The organism is Glaciihabitans tibetensis, from assembly GCF_003003265.1.
Taxonomy (GTDB): domain Bacteria; phylum Actinomycetota; class Actinomycetes; order Actinomycetales; family Microbacteriaceae; genus Glaciihabitans; species Glaciihabitans tibetensis.
Genome location: NZ_PVTL01000003.1, coordinates 94,317 through 116,765, shown reverse-complemented (window position 1 = coordinate 116,765; position 22,449 = coordinate 94,317). Strand labels below are relative to the sequence as shown.

Below are 22,449 nucleotides of genomic sequence, written 5' to 3'. Positions count from 1 at the left end.
CGGATCAGCAACGTATCAAAGCGTTTCGTGATGAGGAAAGACAACTCGCTCAAGGAGCGACTGGTAACGATGGGGCGCATGGGCCGCCGTCACCGCGAGGACTTCTGGGCCCTCAAGGACCTCGATATCTCGATTGAAGCGGGCACCACGGTTGGCCTGATTGGCCACAACGGGTCGGGCAAGAGCACACTGCTTAAAATTATCGGTGGAATCATCGACCCCACCTCGGGCGCTGTGGAACGCAGGGGCCGCATCGCTGCGCTTCTGGAGCTTGGTGCTGGGTTCCATCCCGACCTCACAGGCCGTGAGAATGTGTACCTCAACGCTTCGATCCTCGGGCTGAGCCGCGCGACGACAGAGGAGCGCTTTCAGGACATCCTCGACTTCGCTAGCATTGGCGACTTCATCGACACCCAGGTGAAGTTCTACTCCTCGGGAATGTATGTGCGGTTGGCGTTTGCGGTTGCGGTGCACACCGATCCCGACTTACTCCTCGTTGACGAGGTTCTGGCGGTCGGTGACGAAGCTTTCCAGCGCAAGTGCCTGGACAAGATCCGTGCATTCCAGAAGGAAGGTCGCACGATCATTTTGGTGACCCACGCCCTCGGTCAGGTCACGGAACTTTGCAGTCGCGCAATCCTGCTCAACAAGGGCCAGGTCGAGTACGACGGCGATCCGCGAAAGGCAGTATCCGCCTTCAGGGACATCCTTGAAGACCGACGGTTGTCGGACGTGGCCGCTGTTCAAGCGCACTCCAGCAAGCCGTCAATCCCGAGTGGACAGGTGTTGGGGGCAACCGTGCACTCCGTAGACCTGCAGGTACGGGACGGAGTCCACCCGGGCGATGATCTTCAGATCGACATCCGTCTGGAACACCCCGAGGGATTGACCGAGTGGGTCTGTGCGATCCAGATCGACAACGCCATGGGCCAGGTTGTTTATGGCACAACAACCAAGCGCCTGGGCATCGAGCTGCCTGTACTCTCCGGAGAACTCGACGTGCAATTCATCCTGCGCGATGTCCCATTCGGAGCGGGAAAGTACTTCGTGAACGTGTCCCTGATGGACATGGAGGGTATCCACCTGCACGACCTTCCGCAGGCGTGCTCCTTCGACGTTCCTGACTACCCGCTGGCAGTCGGGACAGTGCACGCTCGTCCTGAGTTCAGTTTCTCCGCCTAAAAGCCCAGCACGGCAACGCAGGACTCGCTCAGCACGGCGCTAGGGCAATGCTGCGGAGTCCGGGGCTAAAAACCCTTGAGGTAGGCGTAAAACTCACTCTTGGTGTCGTGCTGATAGAAGAACTGATTGGTTTCGTGCATAACGAAGTCGATGTCGACGGGGAGTTTGGCGAGTGTGTAGCCTTTCTGCACCGCGAAGTGGCTCAGCCAGATGTCGTCCAGAAGCCCGAACCGGTCCGGAATCTGAGTGAAGAAATCGGAGTCGAGGAACAGGGCGCTGTCCGCAACCATGCCACCCGGCCCGATGTGTCCGATAGAGTCGCCGACCTGGGCCTCCGTGCGCTCCCAGTAGACATCCGTCATCCTCCACGCCCACCACGCAGTAAGGGTGCGGCGCTTGCAGGAGGCAATGGCTACGCTCACGAAATCGTTGCGAACGTCCTGATCATCGTCCAGCACGATCACGGGAGGCGCATCCAGTGTGCGCGCCAGCTTGCGAACCCAGTAGAAGCGCGCGATTGAGCCGAGGTTGTACGGGGATTTGACGAGGTTCACTTCGCGAAGCCCGCCGTTGGCTCGGTAAGACTCAATCGCTTTCTCGTAGATTCCGTGGTTGGCGCGATTGTTATTCCACAGGAAGAGTCGCACGCCACCAGGGAAGTCCTGCGCGTCCATCATGGCTAAAACATCGGCTACGCGGGTAGGCCGGTTCCATAAGCACATCGCAACCAGCCCTTCACCTCCGGTCACCGGGCCGAAGCTGTACCGCTTCGACGGGAACAATCCGGTAAGGAGCCAACGACGGACTGCCCTTCGCATAAACAGCCGAAAATTCCGCTTGATTGTCGCGCGCAAGAAATTGCCTTCCTCAACCGCCGGCTAGCGTTAGTTCGCGCCAGGAGCGCGACGTGGGGCTAGTGGACGGCAGTGCCTCACGGAATGATGGTGTGCTCGGGAGAGTAGCCCAGCACACGTTCCGCCTTTGCTATGTCAGCACAACTGTAGCTGGTCGCCGCCGGTACCACCTCGTAGACGGGTGGGGTCGCGCGCGCGATCCACCGCACGAGGTCGGCGTTGCTTACTGCCACGCCACTTCCGATGTTCACAACCTCGAACCGGGAAAGTCCGGCTGTGAGCGCTAGCTCGCACGCCTGCACCACATCATCGACATGAACGTAGTCCCGCAGAAAGGTGTCGAGCCCGTTGAGCATCACTGGCGCCGCCTCACTCGATGTTCTCAGCCGTTCGACGAGGGAAGTCGAGAACCCGTCACCCCAGACATTGAACACACGAAGCACGACCACGTCGGGAGTATCGGAGCGGCGAGAGGCGTTTTCCAGCCCCTCTTCCGCTGCCAGCTTGGTGCGCGCGTAAGTCGTTGTGGGGTGAGTGGCGTGTGACTCGGAGACCGGGGCCGACAGCCCGTCTCCGTAGACCGCGGCCGTCGATATAAAGACCAACTTCGCCACCCTGTGCCGCGCCGCAGCCTCGGTTAGCGAGGCGACCGCCTCGACATTGACCTTTTCCGCCAGGTCGGGGTCAGATTCGCACGCGGCGCCGACCAGTGCGGCGAGGTGCACTACGGCGTCGGGACGCATGCGTTGCAGCGCAGCATCCACCTGATCTGTGTCGGTAATGTCGAGTTCGATCTGCTGAAACGAGGCGACTTCGATCGTGTCATCGACGCGATGATATGTCGCGATTACGGTGTGCTCAGGTGAACTGGAGAGCCGACGAACAAGGGTTCTTCCCATTGCGCCGCCAGCGCCGGTCACCAGGATCTTCACTGGTGCCCGGCAATCCCCGCGCTTGCGTGGGAGTCTGTTGTCATTTGGACAGCGAAGCCCATGGCACGCAGCCGGTCGATGGCTTCAGCGTCGGTCAGTGAGTAGGAACGGGTCGCGGCGACCAGCCCCCTCAGCTCCTCCATAAAGCGTGTCGTGTCGAAATCAGACTCGTCGCGCACCACAAAGATCTTGTTGTTCGGAGTGCGGCTGACCCGGTGCGGATCGTAGCTGAGCTCCTCGAACATTTTCTCGCCCGGCCGCAGCCCAACGATGTTGATACCGAGGGTCGGGTCGATCGCATTCACGAGGCTCTGGGCGAGGTCCAGGATTCGCACCGGCTCCCCCATGTCGAGCACAAAGATGTCGCTGCTCTGTCCGGCAAAGGCCGACTGGATGATCAGCTGGCTGGCCTCGTCGATGGTCATAAAGAACCGGGTGATGTCTTTGTGAGTGACGGTGAGGGGCTGTTTCGCGGCGATCTGCTTGCGAAATGTCTGCATCACGCTGCCGTTGCTCTGAATCACGTTGCCGAAGCGCACCGCATTGAATCTCGTCGTCGTGGTGGTCCGCGCGAGCGACTCCATCATCATCTCGCCGAGACGCTTGGTGGCGCCCATAACGTTGACGGGATTCACCGCCTTGTCGGTGGACACCATGATGAAGTGCTCGGTGCCATGCGCGATCGCGAGCTGCATGAGGTTGAGTGTGCCCCAGACGTTGTTGTTGATCGCCTCGATCGGGTTGTCCTGCATCAGCGGAACGTGCTTGTAGGCGGCGGCGTGGAACACGACGTCGGGTGTGTACTGCGCGAACAGCCGGTCCAACAGGGCTTCGTTTTTGACGTCCGCGATGTGGTACTTCAGGTTGTCCTGGCCTGCGAGATCTTCGCGCAGGTAAAAGATCCCGTTCTCCCACCAGTCCACACACACCACTTCGGCGGCACCCATCGCCGCGATCTGGCGAACCAGGCGCGATCCGATGGACCCGGCCGCTCCCGTAACCAAGATGCGTTTGCCCGCGATGAACTCCCTCGACGACAGCAGGTCGTGCTTGACCGGCTCGCGTCCCACCAGGTCGAGCACATCCACGTCGGTGAGGTCGTCGATGTTGACAGTCTCTTTTGTCAGGATCTCGTAGGTGCGCGGGATGACGGCGATATCGACGTTGGCACGGGTGATTGTGCCGAGAAAGTCGCGGATAGTTTTTGCTGCGACCGACGGTATAGCGAAATAGACGAGGTCTACCTTGTACTGGGCGATCACCCGGTTCACGTCGCTGAGCGGTCCGAGCACGTCTGTCTCGGCAGAGAAGTCGTCGAGGAAGCCGACCACGACCGCATCACTTTTGCGGGCAATGTCACGGGCCAGGGCGGTGCCGGCAGTGCCGCGCCCGACGATAAGGATGGTGTTGGTCACGCTCAGCACGTTACAGGCTCTTGGAGCTACGCCACGCAGGCCTGCAGCGACGCCACCCTGACACTGAGCGAAGCGGGACCGCCGAGGAGCACAACCTTTGTGGCACGCATCGACTCGATGCTCTGCAGCACGCCCCGTGGAACGCAGTCGGACGGAACGATGAACAGCGGAGCCTTTTCCTTGCCCGCGAGAGCCGCGCCGGCGAGAGCATCGGGGAAGTTGTACCCCGTTGCGAGGTACACGGTGTCACTCGTGGTGAAGGCGTCACGGTTCACCGAGACAGAGGCTGCAAATCGGTCGGCGCCCCCCAAACGCACCTGGCCGGGCACCACAGCGCCCACCGAGCTCGCAAAGGCGGGCGTGATGGATGCAGGTCCGCCGACGATTTTCACCGTGCGAGTACCGAGCGACGAGAACAGATCGAGCGTGTCGTCGTCTGCGCGCGACGCGCCGCCGTCGACGAGAATCAGCGGAGCCGCCGCCGAACCCGCCGCCGAACCCGCCGAAAGCGCGTCCGCGAAACCGGTACCCGTCGCCAGATAGGCGGTGGCTGCGCCATTGTCACCGAAAACGTAGTCGGCAACGGCGCGCGATGCTTCGAAACGGTCGTCACCCGCAACGCGCACGACTTCCCGCGCCAGTGACTGCAGCTGGCTCACGACCTGCCAGGAGACCGAGTTCTCGCCCCCGACCACAATGATTCGATCCGGCCTGAGCCGCACGAGTTCGGCACGCACGGAGTCGGGGAGGCTGGCACTTGCGGTAAGCAGGAGCGGTCCGTGTGATGCCGTAGCAGCGGGCGCAGCGCTCAGCGCGTCGGGATAGTTGGCTCCAGTGGCAACAAAGACGGTGGTAGCGCCCGAGGGGTATCCGCGCTGGGAAATCCCGTTCGCGACGGCGTACCGGTCTGCACCGGTGATCCGTCCGATCGTCACGGTCCGTCCCCCCACTACCGCCTGCGACGGGTCGGAGGGCTGCGGGGTCGCTGTGGGCGGTGAGGATACGGGAGCAGCCGGGTTACTGGCGTACCCGGCAAAGATCTGCACCCAGTAATTGCCGTCCGCTGAGTAGCCAACTCCGATGCGAGTGAACGATTTCCGCAGGATGTTCTCGCGATGTCCTGTTGACCCCATCCAGCCGCTCATGACGCGCTCCGCGGTGGGGTAACCAGCGGCCACGTTTTCGCCCTGGATGGTCCAGTTGGCGGGAATTCGCGCCGACCGCCACTGCGTGGTGCTGTGCATCATCTGGCGTTGTGATGCCTGGGTGTTTGCCCATTCCTGCGCCGCGGCATCCATCTGAGCGTCCCTAACCAGCGAAGCTGCCCCGACCGCCGCGCGCTCCGAATTGACAAGCGATGCCACTGAGTCCTGCACACTGGCGGCCTGCGCTGGCCACGCCCCGGCGGTGCCGAGTAGCGCCGCGATTACGGCGATTCCGGCGAAGTAACGAACTAAGCGTTTCATGGTTTCCCCCCAGAAAAGTGATGCCCCCCGTTCGAGTGTAGGCCAGGCGTCCTGGAACGGGCGGCGACGGTGCCACAGATGGTGAAGGCAGCAGCCGGTAGGATGATCTCTGATGTCATCGCGCACGCTCAGCTCAGTCGCCGTTGTCACGGTGACCTACAACTCGAGCACCATAATTGCGGAGTTTCTGGCCTCCGTGCGCGATTCCGAGGAGACCCCTCCCCCGGTTTGGGTTATCGACAATGACTCAAGTGACTGGCGCGAGACCGAGGTTATTGCGCTCTCCTTCGGAGCCCACTTTCAGAACCTCGGCGAAAACCGCGGATACGGCGGAGCGGTCAATGCCGCAGTTCACTCGTTGCCCTCTGATATCACTGCGGTCCTGATCTCGAACCCCGACCTGACGGTCGCCACAAGGGCGATCTCCACTCTCGTGGCGGCCCTCGTAGAGGCTCCCACGAGCGCCGCGGCCGGGCCTCGGGTACTGAATCCCGATGGCTCGGTGTACCCGTCCGCACGCAACCAGCCGTCGCTGCGAACCGGTATCGGCCATGCGCTGTTCTCGGGAATCTGGCCGGGCAATCCCTGGTCGCGCACGTACCGGCAGGAGCTGCCCACCTTCGAGTCATCCCGCCGCGAGGTCGGGTGGCTTTCCGGGGCCTGCCTGGCCGTGGATCGCGATGCTTTTTCCGCGGTCGGCGGATTTGACGAGGATTTCTTTATGTACTTCGAGGACGTCGAACTCGGCCGCCGCTTCCTGCACAACGGCTACACCAATCTCTACGTGCCCTCGGCGTCTGTAACCCACCTCGGCGCTCACTCCACGCGATCCAACTCGGCGCAGATGATTACCGCCCACCACGACAGCGCGTACCTGTTCCTGTCGAAGAGATACAGCGGACCGCTGTACGCGCCGCTCCGGCTGGCCCTGCGCATTGCCCTGCGGGTGCGCGCCGGCTGGCAGTCCGTCCGCACGCGCTGATCGCTCGGCCCAGCGCGCGCGTCCGGCGGGAGCCAGCTTGCAGCGCGTCCGGCTGGGAGCCAGTCTCCCGCCGCGCGTCCGCTCAGTAGTCCCGGGTGTACAGCGCCAGTTCGTTCTGAACGGCCGACGAGACCGAATTCACGCCGCCGAGAATAACGATTTTGGCGGGGTTCAGGCGCTTGAGCTCCGTCGCGATCGACGCCGGAATGCTCCCGGGGGTCACCAGTAGGATCGGGGCCCCGTCGCGACCGGCAACCGACGCTCCCGACAGCGCGTCCGGGAAGTTCAGCCCGTTCGTCACGTAGACCACCGCGGCATTGGCCGCGAAGTTCTTTTCCGAAATATCAGCGGATGCCGCGAACCTGTCGGCACCGGCGAGGCGCGTCACCGTGCCCGCCGTGAACACCTTCAGCGCAGCTTGTACCGACTCAGACACGGAATTCACTCCACCCAACACCACGATCCGGCCCGGGTTCAGCCGGTCCAACTCGGTCGCGATCGAGTCGGGTACCGAACCGGGGGTGACCAGCAGGATGGGCGCGCCGTCTTTCGCGGCGACCGGTGCACCGGCCAGCGCGTCCGGGAAGTTCAGGCCGTTGGTCACGTAGACAACCGGCACTCCCGACTCGAAGTTTTTCGCCGAGATGTCCGCGGAGGCAGCAAACCGATCGGCACCAGCCAATCGCGTTACCCCGCCGGTCGTGTAGGTCGCCAGGTGGGTCTGCACGGCCTCAGATACCGAACTCGCGCCTCCCAAAACCACGATCCGGCCGGGGTTCAGCCGGTCCAACTCCGTCGCGATCGACGCGGGGACGCTTCCCGGAGCGACGAGCAAAATTGGTGATCCCGACTGCGCCGCAACGGGTGCGCCGGACAATGCATCGGGGAAGTTGAGGCCACCGGCAACGTAGGCCGTCGCGACCCCCGGGGTAAAGCTTGCCCGCGAGATCGAGGCCGAGGCTTCGAAACGGTCAGCGCCGTCGAGGCGTGGCACCACTTCACTCACGCCCGGAGCGAGGGTAGAGAGGGTGACTGTCACCGTGGCAACACCCGACGCGATGCTTTTCACCGTGACCTTCACGCCGCCCGACTGTGATGTGAGGCTCTGGCCGGTGGTGACGTAGAGGTGCCTGCCCGAGGTGCCCGACAATGTGGGACTGCGAAACACCAGGGACTCGTCGGCGTTGCCGAGTGAGAGCAGCCGGACGCCCCGGTTAAGGTTTTCGTAGAAGCCGGTGGCGTACAGCGCTTTGGCGTCCTGTCCCCCGCCCCCGCGGTAGTCGATGTAGTAGACCTTCCCGGTGAGGGGGTCAGTGGCGGCGATTGCCCGTCGGCCGGAGGTCTGTCCAGTGGAGACCAGCGTCGTCGTGGTGGCCGAACTCGCCTTGCCCGCAGCAAGGCTGAGCTGCTGCATTTCACCCGTTGCCAGCACGCCAAGCCGCTGCTTCTGCGTGACGTTGAGCGCTCCCGCGTTTGCCGCCACCCCCGACATCACGTCGTAGCCATCCCCATACTCCTCGTCGCTGCATCCGTTCGAGTACGAATCCGTCGAGGGGTCGTACAGGCCTTCGGTGATATCCACCGGGCAGAGGTGAGCGTTGGAATGCTGCAGACCGAGGTTGTGGCCCATCTCGTGCGCGACGACGCCGACGTTCTGGGCGAGCGCGTCGGCTGCCGTCGCACGCGAACCCAGGGATTCCGGATCCTGGTAGGACACCCACATCACTCCTCCGTTCACGGTGGAGGTGCCGGAGTGATTTGTTCCCACGGTGCCACGCCCGCCGCCACCGCAGCTGACGGGCGCGAGCACGAGGAGATGCAGCGCCGGGGTGTTCACGTAATCGACGGCGTCGGGGCGGCCGAACTTTCCCGCCGCCTCTTGCCATGCTTCGAGCTGCTGGCCGCACGCGGTCGTACTGACGTACCGCTTGATCGACACAGTGATGTCCACTGCGGTGATCTGACCGTTCGACTGGCTCTTCCAATAGGTCTCTGCGCCGTCCACAATGGCGCGCACGCCCGCGTCATTGACGTAGCTCGTGCTGCCGTTGGAACCCGCAGTGGCGATAACCGCGACCTCCACGGTGTGTGCAGAAGTCGTGAGTCCCGCCGTCGGGAGGTCGAATTGCTCCTGCTGCTCGGCGAGTTCACTCGCCTCTGGCGCGCCCTCGAGCGTGGAGATGTCGACGGTGTCGTCGACGAGAGCCGACGGTGCGATCTCTTCGCCGCGCGCCCACGAGGGGGTCATTCCGGTGGTGTCGTCCGTGGCATCCGTCTCAAAATGAACTGCCGTAGGGACGGTGGATGCTGCGGCGGACAGCACCCCGCTGGGGACCGCAGCGACCAATGCAGAAGCGGCGAGAGCGACAAACAGTCGGCGGCGCCGTGCGCGCGTGTGCAGCATAAAGGTGATTCCCCCAGATTGTCCGCGACAGTGCGGATCGGTGTGACACAACGCGCACCTCGGATGCGCTGGGTCTAATAGTCACACACCCGCTGGGGTCGCAGAACGAACGACGGCCCCGCTCCCCGAAAGGGGGGTGGGGCCGTCGTTGCAGCGAAGCGCTGGGTGTTCTGGTGCGGGTTAGGCCAGCAGCGAGTCGAGGTAGATTCCGTAGCCGCCCTTGCGCAGTGGTGCGGCGAGATCCTGGAGCTGCTCGTCGGTGATCCAGCCGGCACGCCACGCGATTTCCTCGATGCAGCCGATCTTGAAGCCCTGGCGGTCTTCGATCACACGCACATATTCGGATGCCTGCATCATCGACTCGAACGTGCCGGTGTCAAGCCACGCCGTGCCGCGGTCGAGGACCTGCACCTGCAGGTTGCCGGCCTCGAGGTAGCGCTCGTTGATGGTGGAGATCTCGAGTTCACCACGCGCGCTGGGCTCGATCGTTTTGGCGATCTCGACCACGGAGTTGTCGTAGAAGTACAGTCCGGGGACGGCGTAGTTGCTCTTTGGTACGACGGGCTTCTCCTCGATGGAGACGGCCTTGAAGTTGTCGTCGAACTCGACGACACCATAGGAGGTCGGGTTGGCCACGTGGTAGGCGAAAATGAGTCCACCCTCGACGTCGTGGTTGCCGCGGAGCGAAGTGCCGAGGCCTGCGCCGTGGAAGATATTGTCGCCCAGAACCAGAGCGACGCTGTCGTCGCCGATGAACTCCTCGCCGATGATGAAAGCCTGCGCGAGCCCATCCGGGGAGGGCTGCTCTGCGTACTCAATGCGGATACCGAGGGACGAGCCATCGCCGAGGAGGGCGCGGAACTGGCTGTTGTACTCCGGGGTGGTGATGATCAGGATCTCGTTGATCCCGGCCATCATCAACGTCGACAACGGGTAGTAGATCATCGGCTTGTCGTAGATCGGCATCAGCTGCTTCGAGATGCCCTTGGTGATCGGCCACAGCCGGGTACCGGATCCTCCGGCCAAGATGATTCCGCGCATAGTTAGATTCCTTCTTTGTGCAAACGAGGGACAGCCCGAGCCGCGCCAGCATGCTGTCGCACCACTGACTTCGGGGATCTCACGATGAGAGGTTCGCGATTTTGCACCCCCGGAGTCTAGCAATCCACCGGGGACGGGGCCTCCGTCACGCGCCCGCGGGCGTGAAGCTACTTGGTGTACTCGCTCAGCTGCACCTTCACCGTGACGGAAACTGAGTTCGGTCCACCAAGAATCACGATCTCGGACGGGTCGAGCCGATCAAGCTCTGCCCTGACCGACGCTGGGATCGAATGGGGAGTGACGAGGAGAACCGGCGAACCGTCCCGTCCTGCAACGGGAGCGCCCGACAGTGCGTCGGGGAAGGTGAGTCCGTTGGCGACGTAGACGACGGACGCACTCGTGAAGCTCTTGGCCGAGATGGCTGCGGAAGCGGCAAACCGATCGGGTCCATCGAACCGGGTGACCCCGCCGGTCGTGAATCCCGCAACTGCCGCCTGCACCGCGGACGATACCGAATTGATCCCGCCCAGAATGACAATTTTGCCGGGATCGAGCCGTTCCAATTCGGCCAGGGTTACTGCTGGAGCCTCACCGGGCATCACCAACAAGATTGGGGCCTTGTTGATGCCCGCTACGGGCCCACCAGCCAGCGCATCGGGGAAGTTCAGGCCGTTGGTGATGTAGGCCACGTCCACGCCCGGCTCAAAATTTTCGGCCGAGATTGTCGCGGCGGCAGCAAAGCGATCGACGCCAGCCAGACGGGAGACTTCGCCTGTGGTGTAGCGCTGGAGAGTCGACTCCAGTGAAGGAAGAATAGAAGCGGTGCCGCCCAGGATCACGATGCGACCCGGCTTCAGCCGCGTGAGTTCGGTGCCGATCGATGTCGGGATGCCGTCCGAGGTGACTAGAAGAATCGGGGATCCGTCTTTCGCTGCGACTGGTGCGCCGGCGAGGGCATCGGGAAAGTTAAGACCGTTCGCAATATATACGGTCGCCACACCTGCGTCGAAGTTCGCTGCGGAAATCGCTGCGGAGGCGGCAAAGCGGTCTGCGCCCGAGTAACGAGTGACGCCTGTCACCGTTGTGGTGGGGTCGCCAAACCAGGTCGTGTAGATTTCAAAAAAATTGCGATTGCCGTAGCTGGAGCAGTTGTCACCCACGCCACCGGGGTTCGCTAGAGCCGCCGCATTCGGCTGGTAGGGGGTGTAGTAGTACAGCGCTGCCGTGGCGTTGTTGGTGATGAACACCGGGGAGGAACCGCAATTGGGATTCTCTTCCGTCGGGAAATAGAGAATGTTGGAGGTCTTGCCGACCGGGTACCAGGAGAACCCGGGCTGAACGCTGTAACGCTTGTACTGCCAAGCAGCGTGATACACCTGATCGAAGAACTGGGCGGTGCGCGTGCTGCACGGTGCGTTGTCGGGGCAGTTGTATCCAGTGGCTGCCGCGTACTGCCGTGGCGTGGGCGCGGTTGCCTTCACCAAGCTCTGCTCCTTCTGAAGGAGAACCAGCAACACCTTCTGGCTGATGCCACACGCCTCGCCAACCCGCGCGATAATGCGGGCAGCCGACTCGCTTGCCGCACCGGTGTACTGCTGGCACATAGCGTCCGCGGCGAACGTTGCTGAAGCGGCCCGGTAGTCCTTCAGGCAGGTGAACCCGGCGGCGCAGTTCTTCATCTGCGCGTTGAGAAACGCCTGAACCTCGGCTTCGTTCATCGCTGCGCCGTTGTAAAAGTTGTCGTCGCTGATTATTGTGCCCGCATCAAACGTCGTCGCTGCGGCCGCGAAAGGCGCTGTACGAATACCGTCTACGAACTCGACCGATCCGCCGAACGGGTCCTCGTTTGAGGGCGACGACGTCATGTCCGGAACCGGAACGTCCTCCGCCGCGAACGCGGGCGACACTGGACTGGAAGTTACGGTGCCCGAAACGGCTATCGCTATCGCAGCGAGGAAGACGGACAACTTCGTAAGTTTTGGTCGCATTCCTCGATGCTACCGGGCACGAACGATGTGTCTACCTCGGGACGCCGAGCTCGACCGGCGTCCGGGCCCGGTAGAGCGGCCCCGCACGTCAAGCCGGGGGCACCACGGTGTAACGCATCAGCTGCTCGGCGACCGCGGGCTTTACCGAATTCACCCCGCCCAGGATGACGATACTGGCTGGCTTCAGTCGAGTCAGCTCGTCCGCAATCGATACGGGGAGCGAATCCGGCGCCACCAACAAGATGGGCGCGGCATCGCGGCCCGCGACCGGCGCGCCCGACAATGCGTCAGGGAAGTTCGAACCGCTGGTGATGTAGACAACCGGCGCACCGGGGGCGAAGTTTTTGGCAGAAATATCCGCTGATGCGGAGAACCTGTCCGCCCCCGCCAAACGGGTTACGCCGCTGGTGGTGAACTGCCCAAGTTGAGAGTTGACCGCTTCGGACACCGAGTTCACGCCACCGAGAACCACAATCCGACCCGGCTTCAATCTCTTCAACTCTGCCTCGATCGGGGCGGGAACCGCGGACGGGGTCACCAAAAGGATCGGAGACCCGTCCTTCGCCGCGACGGGAGCACCGGCCAAAGCGTCGGGGAAGTTCAATCCGTTCGCCACGTAGACGGTCTCTACACCCGCATCGAAACTTTCCGCCGAGATAGCGGCGGAGGCGGCGAACCGGTCGGCTCCGGCTAAGCGCGTTACCGTGCCGGCCGTGAATGACTTCAACTGGGTTTTCACCGCTTCGGAGACCGAGTTAATACCGCCCAACACGACAATGCGGCCAGGCCTCAGGCGTTCGAGTTCTGCCTTGATCGACGCGGGTATCTCCCCCGCGAGTGTCAGCAGAATGGGAGCCCCCGCCTGCGCTGCGACCGGCGCCCCGGAGAGGGCGTCAGGGAAGTTCAAACCGTTTGCAACATATGCGACGTCGACGCCGGGCTTGAAACTCCGCTGAGAGATGGAAGCAGAGGCATCGAATCGATCCGCTCCAGCAAGACGGGAGACACCGTTGTAAATCACGCCATCGATACCCGTTGTTATTCCAGCTGCCGTAACCCGAACCCCGAACCCCGACTCGATGCCCGTTGCGCCGTCGTAGACCCTTGTGCCAATACTTGTCCCCGAGGAATACGCCTCGAAACCGACGTGGTAGGTTCCCGCAGCGAGCCCGGGAATGGTGTAGCTCCCGTCTTCCGCTGTTTGCGCCGAGTTCTGGGGAATCCATGTCTTGGTGACGCTATCGAACGCGTAAGCCGTGGAGAAGGCCGACAGGCGATCGGCACCCTCGGGAAGCGTCACGGTGCCGCTAATAGAACCACCAACAGCGAGTTGTGCGTCTTTCACTATTGCGGCAGCGCTGGTGACCTTCACCGGCGTGGAGGTCGACTCGAATCGCGCGTTCTCCCAATACTCCGAGACGAAGTTGCGCGACGATAACGAGTACGGGCTCGTGCTGAATTTCACTGTGTAGGAGTCTGCTGGCAGCATCCAATCAAACGTGTAGTAGCCGTTGGAGTCGGTGACGGCCTCATTGAACCCGGCTGGGCGTCCCGCGGAGTCCACGAGCCCAACGGAAACGTCTGCCAGGGGCGCCCCGGTTCCCTCGGCCGTCACCCGGCCAGAAAGTCTGGCACCGGGTGCGAGTACGGCGTCGAAGCTTGTCTTTGTCTCTCCAGCGGAGATGGTGAATGACCGCGCGCTGGCGAGGGTCGACGCGCCGGCCCAGTACTGCGCGACGTACCGGTCCACCACGTTCGGGTGTACCGGCTCAAATTGCAGCTTGTAGGTACCGGCGGCAATACCAGTGAGTTGGTACGGGGCGCCAAATGAGCTGACGTATCCGGAGCGCATCTGGCGCCCCGTGTCGACGTTGATGAGCCTGAGCGAGATCCCGACCTGATCGCTCGGGCCGAACGCGCCGTCCGACGCGGTTATAGTGCCGGTGATAGTGCCGCCGACCGCCAATGTCGCGTTCTTTGCCGCGACGGAAGCAGTCGAGGTGACTGCGAAGAAACTGGCGTTATCAAGCGTCGTGGAGTCGTTCCAGTACTCCGTCGCATATCGGGATTGGTTGTCGGTGAATTCGATCGAGTATTCGCCCGCTGCTACCGAAGACACATCGATCGAGTAGTTGCCCGAGGCGTCCGTGTACACGCTCTCAGCCGCCGTGCGCATGCCTTCACGGTTCAGCAGGGTGACGTACATGTACTGAAGCGGCGCGCCACCCGCAGCGGTCACGGTGCCGGTGACAACGCCGACCGGGGCAGCCGCTGCGGCCGGCGTGACCGGCATCGCTGCGGTCAGGGTGCCGACGACGAGCGCAATGACGGTGACCAGCGCCAGCGCAGGGCGCCGCCACAGCGCATCCGCTGGTTTCGCGAGAGCTTGTGACTGAATCGATCGGAACATGAGTACCGGTTCCCCTCTCCGGGGCTAGCAACTGACGGAACGGGCCGGCCTAGACAACTCGGTCTAATTCGAGGGCGCTTCAGGTTAGCGAACAGCCGCGAGGTTGTCCCCACCCCCAAACGGGGACCTCAGGGGGATGTCGCGGCGCGATGCGACTGGCCTAACGAGGAGTCACTGCCCGACCCGCACTCGAGAATGTGGGTCGGACAGTGACTGGAGATGGCGAGTATCCGCCGGTTACGCCTGGTTTCTATGGAGCCGGAGTGACGATGTAGTCCTGCAATTGCGCGGCAACCGATGGGTTCACCGAGTTCACTCCACCCAGAATCACAATCTTGGCCGGCTTCAGGCGGGTCAGCTCAGCCGCGATTGACGCGGGCAGCGAATTCGGAGCAACCAGCAGAATCGGTGCTGAATCGCGGCCAGCAACCGGTGCGCCCGACAGCGCGTCCGGGAAGTTGAGCCCGTTCGTGATGTACACCACGTCTGCGTTAGCCGCGAAGTTCTTCGCCGAGATATCCGCAGACGCCGAGAACCGGTCCGCACCAGCCAGGCGCGTCACCGCTCCCGCAGTCAAAGCGCCAAGCTGGGTTTTGACTGCCTCAGAAACCGAGTTCACGCCACCCAGAACAACAATTCGTCCCGGCTTCAAACGCTTTAGCTCAGCCTCGATCGTCCCGGGAATCGTGGTCGGGGTGACCAACAGGATGGGCGAGCCAGCCTTAGACGCAACCGGCGCTCCCGCGAGGGCATCCGGGAAGTTCAACCCGTTCGCCACATAGACGGTTGCAATGCCGACAGGCGCGCTGCCAGCCGAGATCGCCGCAGACGCCGCGAACCGGTCGGCGCCCGCTAGACGACTCACCGTGCCCGAAGTGGCGTAAGCGCCAAGCTGCGTCTTCACGGCCTCGGAGACCGAGTTGATGCCGCCGAGAACAATGATTTGTTTCGGCCTAAGCCGCTGCAGCTCGGCCTTGATCGACGGAGGTATCTCACCGGCCAAGGTCAACAGAATTGGCGCACTGGCTCTTGCCGCCGCGGGTGCTCCAGACAGAGCGTCGGGGAAGTTCAGCCCGTTCGCGACGTACGCCACCTCGACACCGGGTATGAAGTTCCGCTTCGAAATCGACGCAGAGGCATCAAAACGGTCGGCGCCATCGAGACGGATGACGTCGCCATCGAGCACGATGTCGACATTCGGTGTGTTGCCGGTGCCTGTGACGGTGACGTTCGTAGCATCCTCGACCGTGTCTGAACCATCAAAGAAGGTGGTACCCAAGCTCGTACCCGACGAATACGCTTCGAAACCGACGCGATAGGTCCCAGCAGCGAGGCCCGGGATCGAGTAGGTGCCATCATCCGCGGTCGTGCTGGCACTCTGTCGAACCCACTTACCGGTGTTGCTGTCGAAGGCATAGGCCGTGGACTCGCCCCGAAACTGCGGGTCAACCACGGCGGACAGATCGACCGTGCCGCTGATCGATCCGCCGAGAACAAGCTGAGCGTTCTTGACGACTGCCGTCGTGCCGGCGACGACAACCGGAGTCGACCTCGACTCAAATTGCTGGTTCTCCCAATACTCCGACACGAACCCGCGCGCTGAGTCTTGAACGTAGGAGGTGTCCGAACCAAACTTCAACGTGTAGGAGTCCGCACGCAGCATCTGCTGGAACGCGTAGTACCCGTTGGCGTCGGTGCGCTCCAACCCGTACCCCATCGACAGTCCGTGTGAGTCCGTGAGGACGACCTCGACACCCTCGATCGGCGCGCCCGTGGTTTCCGACGTCACTCGCCCGGAGAGCATCGCACCCCGCACGAGAGCCGCATTGTGACCCGACTTTGTCTCACCGGCCTTGATGGAAATCGTTTGCGCGGATGCCCAGGTCGTTGCACCGTTCCAGTACTGGCCGGCGGAGGCGGTCGGTTGCCCGCTGAAAACGGGGTTGAAGTAGAGCTTGTAAGAGCCTGACGGGATTCCCCCCAGGTCGAAACTTCCGTTGGAGATATACGCACTGCGCACAACGTCGCCACTTTCGGCAGACAGGAGCAGTACCGATACCTGGCTCAACTGCGATGAATCGGCAGCGCTGGTGACTGTACCCGTAATGTGCGCGCCGGCGACCAGCACAAAGTTCTTCGCGGACACCGAGCTCGTCGACGTGAGCGAGAAGTACGTCGCATCTTCGAAGCTCACGGTGTCATCCCAGTACTCACCAACATACTGGTATGTAAAGTCCGCGGCCCAAAGCGTATAGTTTCCTGCTTCGAGTTGGGCGAGGTCGATGCTGTACTTGCCCGAGGCATCCGTTTGCACTGTCGAAGCGTTGGCGTAGCCCTCGTCCTTGAGCAACATGACAGAGATACTCGAAAGAGGCACCCCACCGGTTCCGGTGACGGTACCCGTGATGACACCAGCGGCTGCGGCACTGGCCGGTGCTCCCTGTGCCGCCACCGTGAACATGGCCGCAACCAAGGCTGCGATGGTGAGAAGCGCGAGCACGGAACGGCGCCAGAGCGCGCTTCCCTTATGCACCGCAGCATGTGTGTGAATCGAACGGGACGTAAGCAACGATTCCCCTCTCCGGGGGCTAGCAAATGGGTCTGCGACGCGGGCTAGACAGATTTGTCCAGTCCGGGCGCCGATTCACATTAGCGAGAAATAGTCACGGTGTCTCCGCCCCCGAACGGGGATTACTCCGGCTTGTTACTGGGCCGGCGTAACGGTGTAGTCCTGCAACTGCGCGGCGACTGCGCGGGCGCGCCCGTCGCCGGACGAGACGCAGCGCCAATCCTGTTGGTCGCTCCAAACACTTTGCCGGAGTCCATCGCGGCCGAGCTGACCCGGTTGAAGCCGGCCAAGATCGTGATCCTGGGTGGTGTGAATTCAGTGAGTCCCGAGTTGCTACCGGGCGCGGACGCCTTGTCTACCTCGAGTTTTCGGGGTTTGCCTACGATTCGGGGATGACGATGAAGTCCTGCAACTGTCCAGCGACCAAAGGGCTTACCGAGTTCACACCGCCCAAGATGACAATCCGGGCCGGTTTCAAGCGGTACAGCTCGTCCGCGATGGACTCGGGCAAGGAGTTGGGAGCCACCAACAAGATCGGAGCTTCTTCGCGACCGGCGACAGGCGCTCCCGACAGGGCATCCGGAAAGTTCAACCCGTTCGTGATGTACACGATCGGCGCATTCGCGGCAAAGTTCTTCGACGAGATATCCGCCGAAGCGGAGAACCGGTCGTCTCCCGCAAGGCGTGTCACTGTGCCGTCGGTGAACGACGCGAGGTTAGTTTTGACCGCCTCGGAGACAGAGTTGACCCCACCGAGCACAACGATCCGGTCAGCGTTGAGCCGCTCCAGTTCGTCCTCGATCTCGGCGGGGATCGATGTCGGGGTCACCAGCAGGATCGGAGAACCATTCTTCGCCGCTGCCGGTGCTCCAGCGAGGGCATCCGGGAAGTTCAATCCGTTGGCCACATAGGCGGTGGCAACTCCGGGGCCGAAGCTCTCGGCGGAAATCGCGGCGGAGGCAGCAAACCGGTCAGCGCCGGCGAGACGGGTCACCGTGCCAGTCGTGTACGCGTCCAGCTGAGTTTCGACTGCTTCGGAAACAGAGTCAATGCCGCCGAGCACAACAACCCGGTCTGGCTTCAATCGTTCGAGTTCAGCCTTGATCGACGCAGGAATCTCGCCGGCCTGAACCAGCAGAATCGGAGCACCAGCCTGAGCTGCCACCGGGGCGCCCGAAAGAGCGTCAGGGAAATTCAGCCCGCTCGCCACGTACGCGACCTGAACACCCGGTGCGAAGCTCTGCTTGGAGATCGACGCAGACGCATCGAAGCGATCCGGACCGTCCAGACGGGTGATGTCGAGTTCCAAAACCATGTCGATGTTCGGCGTGGCCGTGGTACCGACCACCGCGACGTCCGTTGCGTCCGCAACCGTAGCTGCCCCGCCAGAAAAGATGCGACCCAAGCTGCCTAGAGAGGAGTGCGCCTCAAATCCAACACGGTACGTTCCCGGGGCGAGTCCCGTAATCGTGTAGTGGCCGTCAGGCGATGCCTGTACGGAATTCTGCGCCAGCCATTCGCCGACGGCAGCATCGAAGGAGTAGGCGGTGGCGGAGCGCGCGACGGTCGCGCCGGCCAGGGACGACAGATCGACGGTCCCACTGATGGAGCCACCGACAGCAAGCTGAGCGTCCTTTACAACCGCACTCGTACCGGCGATCACAACTGGGGCTGCTTGAGATTCAAACAACGCGTCTTGCCAGTATTCGGTCACGAACGAAGCGGTGGCGCCGGTGGGATTGGCGAAAAACCTCACTTTGTACGCGTCAGCGCGTAGAGATGTGCTGAATGAGTAGTTTCCATTGCTATCAGTGAATACCGTGTTTCCGATGCGCTCGCCCTGCGGATCAGTGAGGCTGACGTAGACACTCGGAATAGGGGCGCCCGTGCCCTCGGCGGTGACCGTGCCGGAGAGGCCACCGCCGGGAACAAGGCCGACGTCGTAACCAGCCTGGATCGATCCTGCGTCGATACTGATCGTCTGGGCGGTCGCCCAAGTGGATGCACCCCGCCAGAACTGGCCCGCGTAGACACTTTCAAGGGACGAGTTAGCCGGAGAAAAATAAAGCTTGTACGATCCCGCGGGTACGGAACGCAGCTCGAATTTGCCGCCGTTCACGGTCGTTGATGCAACTTTTTCGCCCGTCTGCGCTGCCAGAAGGGTCGCAGAGACCCCGTCCACCTGGAGCGACGGTAGTGATCCGGTCACGACACCGCTGAGACGAGCGCTCAGTTCCAACTCCGCGTTTTTTGGGGAAACCTCGCTCGTTCGGGTCAGCCTGAAAAACTGAGCCTGGGACGAGGTGGCGGCGCCATTCCAGTACTCGGTTGCGTACCGCTCAGTTAGGTCGGTGAACGCGAGCGTGTAGTCGAAGGCCTCGACTTGGGAGATATCGATGGAGTACCGGCCCGACGCGTCTGTCCTGGCGGAAGCGAAGTCGGGCGAAGTTCCGGAGCGCTGGAGGTGCACATCAATGCCCTCCAGCGGGGCGCCGCCGGCTCCGGTGACGGTACCAGTCAGAACGCCCGCGGTGGCGGCATTAGCGGGGGCCGAGTCGGTGGCGACGGTGAACATCGCAGCGACAAGTGACGCCGTGGTAAGCAGGACAAGCGCGGACCGGAGCCACAGCGTTCGTCCACGTGCGGCTTCACGCTGTGTGCGAGATGAACGGAACGTAGACATCGATTCCCTCTCCAGGGCTGGCGGACCTGATCTGCGACTCGGCCGAGCGACTTCGTCCGACCCAGACGTGCTTCACATTAGCGATGATTCTTCACTATGTCTGGCCCCCAAAACGGGACAATTACATCCCCGGGTATCGGGTTCGGAGGTACTGCTCCAACTGTGCCTCGACCGCCGGGGTAACGGAGTTGGCTCCGCCGAGGATCACGATGCGCGCGGCCTTCAGGCGCGTGAGCTCGGTCGCCACGGAGGACGGGATGCTATTCGGGGCGACGAGCAGAATCGGCGCCGCATCACGTCCCGCAACAGGAGCACTCGATAGCGCGTCGGGGAAGTTCATACCGCTGGTGATGTACGCGACCGGAACGTTTTCCGCGAAGTTCTTGGCTGAGATGTCCGCCGCGGCAGAGAAGCGATCCGCGCCGGCGAGGCGGGTGACCGTTCCCGTTGAATATGCGTCGAGCTGCGCTTTCACCGCATCGGAAACCGAGTTCACACCCCCAAGCACCACAATGCGTTTCGGCTGTAGACGCTGCAGCTCTGTCGCGATCGACGCCGGAATTGATCCGGGGGTGACGAGTAGAATCGGTGACCCGTCCTTCGCCGCGACCGGCGCACCCGCAAGCGCGTCCGGGAAGTTCAGTCCGCTTGCGACATACGCGGTTTCAACACCGACCTCAAAGCTCTCCGCGGATATCGCCGCCGAGGCTGCGAAGCGGTCGGCGCCTGCGAGACGAGTGACGTCCCCCACCGTGTAAGACCCCAACTGCGTCTTCACCGCCGCGGACACCGAGTTGACTCCACCCAGCACAACTATTTTTCCTGGCCGCAGGCGCTCCAGCTCGGCTTTGATCGAAGCTGGAATGTCGCCCGCGGTCACCAACAGAATCGGTGCACCGGCCCGAGCTGCAACGGGCGCACCCGAGAGCGCGTCGGGAAAGTTCACGCCGCTGGCCACGTAGGCAACATCGATGCCGGGCTCGAAATTCTTGGCCGAGATCGCCGCTGAAGCCTCGAATCTGTCTGCGCCCTGCAGGCGGGTGAGGTATCGCTCGACCACCGCGTCGACACTCGGAGTGTTCGCGGTGCCCGACACCGTGACATCCGCCGCTTCCTCAAGGGTTACGGCGCCGCCGTAGAAACCCGCGCCGAGGCTGACACCGGAGGAATACTCCTCGAATCCGACACGATAGTTTCCTGTAGCGAGCCCGGGGAGCGTGTAGCGGCCATCGCTTCCCGTCTGGTCGAACGCCTGAGGCTGCCACGTGCTTGTCGTGCTGTCGTAGGCGTAGGCGGTGGCGAGAAGGCTGCCCGCTGCTGCGGTTCCGCTGGCGGTCGTAATCGTGCCACTAATCGAGCCGCCGAGGACAAGAGCCGCATCCTTCACGACAGCGCTCGAATCATCGACGACAATCGGTGTCGCCGTCGATTCGAAACGCTTGTTCTCCCAGAACTCCGCTACGTATCCGGCCGACGGGCCTGCTTCGCTTGACGCGAAGAGGAGGGTATAGGTGTCGTGCGCCAGCGCGTGCTGAAGGGAGTAATACCCATTGTTGTCGCTGACCGAGCTGATCCCGGAGACAACCTTCCCGTCGGTGCCGGTGATTTGCACTTTGACGCCGGAAAGTGGGGCGCCCGTTCGCTCATCTGTCACTGTTCCCGACAAGTGGGCTCCGGAGTTGAGTTCGACATCCAGCCCGGACTTCACCTCGCCAGCGCCTACCGTGACGGGGTCAGCCTCGTCCCAGTTGCCTGCATCGTTCCAGTACTCACTTCCGTAGCGTGCGGTGTCGTCTGGATGCGTCGGACGGTAGACGATCTTGTACGCGCCGGCAGCGAGGCCGGCGAATTCGTATGAACCGTTCGAACTGTAGGTGTAGCCAACCTGGTTCCGCGTAGCAAGGTCATACAACTCGGCGCTTACGCCACCGGCGGTCGCCGCGCCACCTTCGCCCGTGACCGTTCCGCCAATGCGTGCGCCTTGCGTGAGGGAGGCGTTCTTCGGCGCAATGGGACTCGCGCCTCCGAGACTGAAGTAGGTTGCGCGGCTTTGGTCGACTGCGTTGTCCCAGTACTCCGAAATGTACCCGGTGTTGTTGTCGCGAAACCCGAGCGTGTAGTCGCCCGACTCGACCTTGCTGATGTCGAGACTGAAGTTGCCCGCCGCGTCCGTTCTGGCGGGCGCCATCAAGAGGTACCCGACGCGTTTGATCAGCGTGACGTAGATTCCCTGAACCGGCGCACCGCCCGTTCCCGTCACAGTGCCCGTCACTGCCCCCACGGGCGCGGCGTTCGCGGGGCTTGTATCGCTGGCGACGGTGAACATTCCTGCGAGGAGGGCGAGAACCGTCAGCAGCACGAGCCAGGTGCGCTGCGGCAGCCCACCGTCCGGCGCCGCGATCGGCTGCGAGTGGAAAGAACGAGATACGGGCACCGGCTCCGCCTTCAGGGGTTGATGAGCGCAGCAGCGCGCCCAAAGCTACGGTAGCGAAAAATCTTCATATTCCGCTTTGTCCAGTCCGG

14 protein-coding genes are annotated in these 22,449 nt (G+C 62.6%); 3 read left to right on the top strand and 11 right to left on the bottom strand.

Annotation, left to right across the window (positions count from 1 at the left end; genetic code table 11):
* Window positions 1-30: 30 nt before the first annotated feature.
* On the top strand, window positions 31-1,182 hold the full coding sequence (locus B0I08_RS06490; protein WP_245884699.1) for an ABC transporter ATP-binding protein: 1,152 nt from the start codon (window positions 31-33) through the stop codon (window positions 1,180-1,182).
* Window positions 1,183-1,247: 65 nt separating this feature from the next.
* Here B0I08_RS06490 and B0I08_RS06485 read toward each other — a convergent pair whose 3' ends face one another.
* From B0I08_RS06485 to B0I08_RS06470, 4 genes are all read right to left on the bottom strand, one after another.
* Complete coding sequence (locus B0I08_RS06485; protein ID WP_146134334.1) at window positions 1,248-2,036, bottom strand: hypothetical protein; 789 nt, start codon at window positions 2,034-2,036, stop codon at window positions 1,248-1,250.
* Window positions 2,037-2,113: 77 nt separating this feature from the next.
* The gene (locus tag B0I08_RS06480; protein ID WP_281260199.1) at window positions 2,114-2,956 is read right to left on the bottom strand and encodes an NAD-dependent epimerase/dehydratase family protein; all 843 of its coding nucleotides are present in this window, start codon (window positions 2,954-2,956) and stop codon (window positions 2,114-2,116) included.
* A gap of 8 nt (window positions 2,957-2,964) precedes the next feature.
* Complete coding sequence (locus tag B0I08_RS06475) at window positions 2,965-4,383, bottom strand: SDR family oxidoreductase (protein WP_146134332.1); 1,419 nt, start codon at window positions 4,381-4,383, stop codon at window positions 2,965-2,967.
* Window positions 4,384-4,409: 26 nt separating this feature from the next.
* The gene (locus tag B0I08_RS06470) at window positions 4,410-5,849 is read right to left on the bottom strand and encodes a cell wall-binding repeat-containing protein (RefSeq protein ID WP_106211025.1); all 1,440 of its coding nucleotides are present in this window, start codon (window positions 5,847-5,849) and stop codon (window positions 4,410-4,412) included.
* A gap of 112 nt (window positions 5,850-5,961) precedes the next feature.
* Between B0I08_RS06470 and B0I08_RS06465 the strand changes: the two genes are divergently transcribed.
* On the top strand, window positions 5,962-6,831 hold the full coding sequence (locus B0I08_RS06465; protein WP_106211023.1) for a glycosyltransferase family 2 protein: 870 nt from the start codon (window positions 5,962-5,964) through the stop codon (window positions 6,829-6,831).
* An 82-nt stretch (window positions 6,832-6,913) separates the two neighbouring features.
* Here the strand turns inward: B0I08_RS06465 and B0I08_RS06460 are convergent, their stop codons facing one another.
* The 5 genes from B0I08_RS06460 to B0I08_RS06440 form a co-directional block, all read right to left on the bottom strand.
* A complete protein-coding gene (locus B0I08_RS06460; protein WP_106211021.1) occupies window positions 6,914-9,235 on the bottom strand; it encodes a cell wall-binding repeat-containing protein in 2,322 nt (773 codons plus the stop codon).
* Window positions 9,236-9,415: 180 nt separating this feature from the next.
* On the bottom strand, window positions 9,416-10,276 hold the full coding sequence (gene rfbA, locus B0I08_RS06455) for a glucose-1-phosphate thymidylyltransferase RfbA (RefSeq protein WP_106211020.1): 861 nt from the start codon (window positions 10,274-10,276) through the stop codon (window positions 9,416-9,418).
* A gap of 167 nt (window positions 10,277-10,443) precedes the next feature.
* Window positions 10,444-12,264, bottom strand: a complete 1,821-nt coding sequence (locus B0I08_RS06450) for a cell wall-binding repeat-containing protein (protein WP_146134331.1) — start codon at window positions 12,262-12,264, stop codon at window positions 10,444-10,446.
* A gap of 88 nt (window positions 12,265-12,352) precedes the next feature.
* Window positions 12,353-14,674, bottom strand: coding sequence for a cell wall-binding repeat-containing protein (locus B0I08_RS06445; RefSeq protein ID WP_106211016.1), 2,322 nt, complete (start codon window positions 14,672-14,674; stop codon window positions 12,353-12,355).
* 250 nt (window positions 14,675-14,924) lie between these two features.
* Window positions 14,925-17,207, bottom strand: a complete 2,283-nt coding sequence (locus tag B0I08_RS06440) for a cell wall-binding repeat-containing protein (RefSeq protein ID WP_146134330.1) — start codon at window positions 17,205-17,207, stop codon at window positions 14,925-14,927.
* 135 nt (window positions 17,208-17,342) lie between these two features.
* Between B0I08_RS06440 and B0I08_RS18290 the strand changes: the two genes are divergently transcribed.
* Window positions 17,343-17,639, top strand: coding sequence for a cell wall-binding repeat-containing protein (locus tag B0I08_RS18290; RefSeq protein WP_181243279.1), 297 nt, complete (start codon window positions 17,343-17,345; stop codon window positions 17,637-17,639).
* On the opposite strand, the gene B0I08_RS06430 is transcribed toward B0I08_RS18290, so the two are convergent.
* Together B0I08_RS06430 and B0I08_RS06425 are read right to left on the bottom strand one after the other, a co-directional pair.
* Entirely contained in the window at window positions 17,623-19,926 is a 2,304-nt protein-coding gene (locus B0I08_RS06430; protein ID WP_106211010.1) for a cell wall-binding repeat-containing protein, read from the bottom strand. The genes B0I08_RS18290 and B0I08_RS06430 overlap by 17 nt on opposite strands.
* Window positions 19,927-20,047: 121 nt before the next feature.
* The gene (locus tag B0I08_RS06425) at window positions 20,048-22,360 is read right to left on the bottom strand and encodes a cell wall-binding repeat-containing protein (protein WP_106211008.1); all 2,313 of its coding nucleotides are present in this window, start codon (window positions 22,358-22,360) and stop codon (window positions 20,048-20,050) included.
* Window positions 22,361-22,449 lie beyond the last annotated feature (89 nt).